Consider the following 6,164-nt stretch of genomic DNA (forward strand, 5'->3'; position numbering starts at 1 on the left):
TGTAGAGACATGGCACGCCGCAAGAACGAACAGTCCCGGGTGGATCTGTCGGCCTTTGACCAGGCCGGCGCCAGGGTCATCGACAACTCGATCACCACCGAGGTCGAGGACTCCTACCTGGAGTACGCGTACTCGGTCATCCACTCCCGTGCCCTGCCGGACGCGCGCGACGGGCTCAAGCCCGTGCACCGGCGCATCCTCTGGTCGATGCAGGAGCAGGGCCACCGCCCCGACCGGCCCTACGTGAAGTCGGCCCGCGTCGTCGGCGACTGCATGGGTAAATACCACCCGCACGGCGACCTGGCGATCTACGACGCGATGGTCCGCCTGGCGCAGGGCTTCTCGCTCAACGTGCCGCTCATCGACGGGCACGGCAACTTCGGCTCGCCCGACGACGGCCCGGCCGCCTCCCGTTACACCGAGGCCCGGATGTCGCGCGAGGCGATGCTGCTGGTCGGCGAGCTCGGCGAGGGCACCGTCGACTTCAAGGCCAACTACGACGGCTCCGAGCAGGAGCCCCGGGTGCTGCCCGCGGCCTTCCCCAACCTGCTGGTCAACGGCACCTCCGGCATCGCCGTCGGCATGGCGACCAACATGATCCCGCACAACCTCGGCGAGGTCGTCGCGGCGACCCGGCACCTGATCACCGACCCCGAGGCCGACCTCGACGCGCTCATGCGCTTCGTGCCCGGCCCCGACCTGCCCACCGGCGGCCAGCTGCTCGGCCTCGACGAGGTGCGCCGGGCCTACGAGACCGGCCGCGGCGTGGTGCGGATGCGGGCCCGGGCACAGACCGGCCCGCTCGAGGGCGGCCGCGGCCGCCAGGCGATCACCGTGGTCGAGCTGCCCTACGGCGTCGGCACCGAGAAGATCATCGAGGCGATCACCGACGAGGTGAAGGGCAAGCTCATCACCTCCGGCCCGCGCAAGGGCCAGCGCCAGCCGGCCCGGCTGCAGGGCATCGCCGACGTCAAGGACCTCACCGACCGCGAGCACGGCATCCGCCTGGTCATCGAGTGCAAGGTCGGCGTCAACCCGCAGGCGCTGCTCGCCGACCTCTACCGGCTCACCCCGCTGGAGTCGTCGTTCGGCATCAACAACCTGGTGCTGGTCGAGGGCCAGCCGCGAACGCTGGGCCTCAAGGCGCTGCTCGAGGTGTTCCTGGCCCACCGCTACGAGGTGGTCACCCGGCGCACCACGCACCGGCGCACCAAGCGGCAGGACCGGCTGCACTTGGTCGACGGCCTGCTCATCGCCCTCATCGACATCGACCGGGTGGTCGCGATCATCCGCGGCAGCGACGACGCCACGGCCGCCAAGGCCGGCCTGATGAGCGAGTTCGGCCTCACCGACATCCAGGCGACGTACATCCTGGACACCCCGCTGCGCCGGCTCACCCGCTTCGACCGGATCGAGCTCGAGACGGAGCAGGAGCGCCTGCGCGCCGAGATCGCCGAGCTCAGCCGCATCCTCGACAACGACGACGTGCTCAAGCAACTCGTCTCCGACGAGCTTGCCGAGGTCGCGGCGACCTTCGCCGGCCCGCGCCGCACCACGCTGATCGACGGCGACCTCAAGGAGGTCCTCGCGGCGTCCGCGCCGGCCGGCCCGCTCGAGGTCGCCGACGACCCGTGCCAGGTCATCCTCTCCGCGACCGGGCTGATCGCGCGCACCGCGGCGGAGAGCGAGGAGACCATCGAGGGCCGCCGCCGCAGCGGCCGGGTGAAACACGACGCGGTCCGCGCCGTGGTGCACTCGACCGCCCGCGGCCGGGTGCTGCTGGTGACCAGCGCGGGACGTGCGTTCAAGACCGACGTGCTGCCGCTGCCGGTGCTGCCGGAGCAGTCGGGCACGGTGTCGGTGCGCGGCGGCATGTCGGCCTCGGAGCTGATCCCCCTGGAGCCGGGCGAAAAGGTGGTCGGCCTGGCCCCGCTCACCGCCGACGGCTCCCCGGGCCTGGCGATGGGCACCCGCCTGGGCGTGGTCAAGGTCTGCTCGCCGGAGTGGCCGGTCCGCTCCGACGAGTTCGAGGTCATCACCCTCAAGGACGGCGACGAGGTGCTCGGCGCCACCTGGCTGACCGACGGCGCGGAATCGCTGGCCTTCGTCTCCTCGGACGCCTCGATGCTGCGTTTCGCGGCGAAACTGGTCCGCCCCCAGGGCCTCAAGGGCGGCGGCATGGCCGGCATGAACCTGACGGCGGACGCCGAGGTCCTCTCGTTCAACGTGGTGGACACGTCCGACCCGCAGCACGGCGAGCCGATGGTGGTTACCTCCACCGGCACCCAGGTGAAGGTCACCCCCTTCGAGTCCTACCCGGCCAAGGGCCGGGCGACCGGCGGCGTCCGCGTCCAACGCTTCCTCAAGGGCGAAACCCGCCTGGAGGTGGCCTGGGTGGGCACCCGCCCGGTCGGCGCCGGCAGCAACGGCGATCCGGTCGAGCTTCCTGCACCGGACGCCCGCCGAGACGGCTCGGGCGAGGCGGTCCTGATGGGCCCCCAGATCGTCGGACACCTGATCGAACGGGGCTGACCGCCCCGCCGGGGTGCGGTGGCTGTCATCACCGTTCCCGGCCCGGCAGGCTGGGCGACGGCTTCGGGCTGAGCCCTGGCCCGGTCCGGCTCGCCCTGGCCTGGCCCGGTCCGGCTTGCCCTGGCCTGGCCCGGTCCGGCTTGCCCTGGCCTGGCCCGGTCCGGCTTGCCCTGGCCCGGGTCCGGCCCCTGTTCAGCTTGGCCTGGCTCGGTCCGGTCCGGCCCCTGTTCAGCTCGGCTCGGCCCGGTCCGGCCCCTGTTCAGCTCGGTTCGGTTCGGTTCGGTCGGCTCGGTTCGGTTCGCTCGGCTCGGTTCGGTTCGCTCGGCTCGGTTCGGTTCGCCCGGCTCGGTTCGGCCCGGTTCGGCTCGCCCCGGCCGGTCCGGCTGGTTCGGCGCGGCGCGGGCCGAGCTGAGCTCTGATTCGCTTGGCGGGTGCGGTGGTTGTCGTTACCGCTTCCGGCCCGGCGCGCGGGGCGGCGGCTCCGGGCTGAGCCGGCCCGGCGGCAGCCTGCGTCCACAGAGGAGTAGCAGCAGGTCCTGCGCCGCGCCCCGGACAGGCGTGCCGCTGCCGTAGCCCCAGTCGAGGTCCGTCGCCCGCAGGGCGAGCCCGTCGAGGTCGGTGCCGAAGAACGCGATGTTCCGGCGGCTCAGCCCGGCCAGCACCAGGGCGACCCGTTCCGGCGGCACCCGGCGGTCCAGGCCCAGCCCGACGGTGATGTCGAGGCCGTGGATGACGTCGTGCGAGAGCGCGCCGCGGGCCCCACCGCCCGGCGGCGTCCACGGATGGTCGATGTTGTCGCGCAGCGAGGCCAGCAGTTCCGCCGCGGACAGCCGGGCGGCGTCGCGCCGCGCGCAGCGGTCCGCCATGCGGTTGACGTTCCCGCGGGATCGCGCCAGCTCCAGCATGGTCCGGCCGAGCGACGTCCGGTACGGCATGGTGGTGTGCGCGATGACCTCGCGGACCCGCCAGCCCTCGCACAGCGTCGGTGCGTCCCACTGGTCCGGCCGCAGGCCGGCGAGCAGTTCGGCCTGCTCGCCACGCTCCGCGGCGACCTCTTCCCGAAGTTCTCTGAGCTCGTTCATGCGAGGTATACGCGGCGCAGCCCGAAAACTGATCGGGTATGCGGTCACCAGATCGGGCGTACCCGGCCGGGGGTGGCCAGCCGGGAGAGGTCCGCGCGCAGCGCCGCCACACGCTGCGCACCCAGGGCGTCCGCCCACGGGCCCAGCACCTCGGCCGCCGCCTCGTCGGCCGCGCGGGTGCAGGCCCAGCCCTTGGGGGTCAGCACCACGAGCCGCGCGCGGGCGTCGTCCGGATGCGGGCGCCGCGTCACGTAACCCTTGGTGACCAGTTCCTCGGTCATCTGGCTGGCCGCCTGCTTCGTCACGCCGAGGTGCTCGGCGAGTTGCCCGACCGTCGCGCCGCCGCCGGCGAGGCGTGCGAACGCGAAGCCGTGTGCCGGGCGCAGGTCGGCGAAGCCGCGGGCCCGCACGCCGGCGTCGATGCCGTCCACCAGCGCACGAGCGGCGCTCAGCAGCAGCACCGGAAGGTCCAGGAGATCACGTTCCACGGAAAGAGTTTGACAGCTTGGTCAAGCTGCTGGACTATTTAGTCAAGCAGCTTGACTACTTGGAGAGGATCACCAATGCCAGTCCTTCGCGAACAGGACGCCGTCGCACACCGGTTGCACGGCGCCACCTTCAACTCCTACGTCGCGCCGTCGTCGGGCAGCACGCAGCTCTGTGCCTGGCGGCTCGAGGTGGGCGCCGGCACGACCGGCGTCCCGCATCGGGTGAGCCGCGAGGAGGTGCTTCTCATCGTTTCCGGCGAGGTCACCGCGACCATCGACGGCATCGTCACCGCGCTGCGGGCCGGCGAGGTCGCGTTCGTGCCCGCGGGCGCGATGTTCGGTCTCGACAACCCGTCCGGCGCCCCGGCGACCGCCTGGGTCACCACGAGCGTCGGATTCGAGGCCACCCTTCCCGACGGCTCCTCGATCAGCCCGCCGTGGGTCCGCTAGGCGAACCGGGACACCCAAATTGCCGTTCAGCGTCCGGTGGCCGAACTATCGCCCTCGTGGGCCGGCCCGCTCACCATCGCACCGTCGAGGCGGGTCTCGCCGGCCGCGTCTAGAGCGGGTCCACGTCGGACAGCCGGTCGACGAAGACCCGATCAGGTCCAGATCCGGTCGTCGGGACCCAGGTTGCGGGGTGGTGTGGGCGTTGGCCGACGCGCGGCCGGTGGGCTTCACCTCGTCGGTGAGATGGAGTGGCGCCCGAGCGGGAGGAAGAAGCATGACCGTCCCGAACGCCGGATCGCGCCATCCGGACCCGGCCGAGCGCGCCCAGGGCCTGACGACTATGTCGTGTCGACGGCTGGCCGGGGCGTTGGCGACAGTTGGAGCGACGGCGCGGGGTATGCGGATGAATGCATCTTGATCACCACGTGCACCTCTTCCGCATGCAAGCACCCGCCGTTGGCGCATGCCGCGCAGAGGCGGATGGAAAATCGGGCCGTCCGGGCCGGATGCCCCAGGCCACCGAACCGGTTGTCGCTGGCTCATCGTGCTGAAGACCGTGAGGTACGGGCCGGTTCGAGTCGCAGCCCGGCGCGCGTCGGTTCGGATACTTGACATTAGTCGCATCAATTCATTTCGACCCGCATGGAGCGGTACCGTGATTGTCGCGGCGACTCCGGTGAACGATATTGCGAAATGAAGTTTGGCATGATCGTCTGCTGACATATCGGGGTGGGTTGCGGGAGAATTCTTCCGTGGGACAGTTGTCATTGTTCGGCAGGTCGGAAATTGCGGCGATGCGCGACCGGACCGCGTCGCGGAACTATTCCGCCGCCAGTGACGAGTTTCGTCGTGAGCACGAGCGGCATCGCAAATGGGGTCTTCAGCAACGCCACGGCGAGAAACTTCGTCGCAACCGCCTGAGCCGCTCTGCACCACCGACGGCACCCACCCCCACGAGCGTGCCGCCAAGCTCCACCCCACCCGCACCACGACCGCCATCGCAAATGCCCTCAGCACCGCAAATACCTGCTGCTCCACGGCACTGTCTCGCACCGCGGCCGGCCGTGCGGGAGCAACAGGTGGCGTCGCATCATCCGGTCAGGCCGCAGCAATTGGTAACGCCGAAGTGGCTGGCCGTGCGGGAGCAGCCGGTGGTGCCGGAACGACAGGCCACGCGGCAGCAACGGGTAACGCCGGAGCAGCCAGCCGTGCGGGAACAGCCGCCCGTGCGGGAGCAACCGGTGGCGCCGCAACGGCCGGTGGAGCTGGAGCACCTGGCCGCGCCGGAGCACCTGGCCGTGCCGCAGCAATGGTTAACGCCGCAGCAACGGGTAACGCCGGAGCAGCCGGCCGTGCGGGAACAGCCGCCCGTGCGGGAGCAACCGGTGGCGTCGCACCGACCGGTGGCGTCGCACCGACCGGACAGGCCGCAGGAGCTGGCAACGCCGAGGTGGCTGGCCGTGCGGGAGCGGCCGGTGGCGCCGCAACGGCCGGTGGAGCCGGAGGACCTGGCCGTGCCGGAGGACCTGGCCGTGCCGGAGGACCTGGCCGTGCCGGAGGACCTGGCCGTGCCGGAGGACCTGGCCGTGCCGGAGGACCTGGCCGTGCCGGA

Annotated in this window: 5 protein-coding genes; 3 read left to right on the top strand and 2 right to left on the bottom strand. The window is 71.5% G+C overall.

Annotated features, from left to right (window positions below):
* The first annotated feature begins 9 nt into the window (after window positions 1-9).
* Window positions 10-2,532, top strand: a complete 2,523-nt coding sequence (locus AB0F10_RS16480) for a DNA topoisomerase (ATP-hydrolyzing) (RefSeq protein ID WP_360624751.1) — start codon at window positions 10-12, stop codon at window positions 2,530-2,532.
* A 446-nt stretch (window positions 2,533-2,978) separates the two neighbouring features.
* Here AB0F10_RS16480 and AB0F10_RS16485 read toward each other — a convergent pair whose 3' ends face one another.
* Both AB0F10_RS16485 and AB0F10_RS16490 read right to left on the bottom strand, forming a co-directional pair.
* Window positions 2,979-3,614, bottom strand: coding sequence for a maleylpyruvate isomerase family mycothiol-dependent enzyme (locus AB0F10_RS16485; protein WP_360624754.1), 636 nt, complete (start codon window positions 3,612-3,614; stop codon window positions 2,979-2,981).
* A 44-nt stretch (window positions 3,615-3,658) separates the two neighbouring features.
* A complete protein-coding gene (locus AB0F10_RS16490) occupies window positions 3,659-4,102 on the bottom strand; it encodes a MarR family transcriptional regulator (protein ID WP_360624757.1) in 444 nt (147 codons plus the stop codon).
* 75 nt (window positions 4,103-4,177) lie between these two features.
* Between AB0F10_RS16490 and AB0F10_RS16495 the strand changes: the two genes are divergently transcribed.
* The gene (locus tag AB0F10_RS16495; RefSeq protein WP_360624760.1) at window positions 4,178-4,552 is read left to right on the top strand and encodes a cupin domain-containing protein; all 375 of its coding nucleotides are present in this window, start codon (window positions 4,178-4,180) and stop codon (window positions 4,550-4,552) included.
* A 1,241-nt stretch (window positions 4,553-5,793) separates the two neighbouring features.
* Window positions 5,794-6,164 (top strand): hypothetical protein (locus tag AB0F10_RS16500; protein WP_360624763.1); only part of this gene is annotated, 371 nt, incomplete at its 3' end.

The organism is Actinoplanes sp. NPDC026623 (genome assembly GCF_040638275.1).
Classification (GTDB): domain Bacteria; phylum Actinomycetota; class Actinomycetes; order Mycobacteriales; family Micromonosporaceae; genus Actinoplanes.

Excerpts from the sequence above, each read along its gene's own strand:
- AB0F10_RS16480 (WP_360624751.1), top strand. The coding sequence starts at position 10 with ATGGCACGCCGCAAGAACGAACAGTCCCGGGTGGATCTGTCGGCCTTT.
- AB0F10_RS16485 (WP_360624754.1), bottom strand. The coding sequence starts at position 3,614 with ATGAACGAGCTCAGAGAACTTCGGGAAGAGGTCGCCGCGGAGCGTGGC.
- AB0F10_RS16495 (WP_360624760.1), top strand. The coding sequence starts at position 4,178 with ATGCCAGTCCTTCGCGAACAGGACGCCGTCGCACACCGGTTGCACGGC.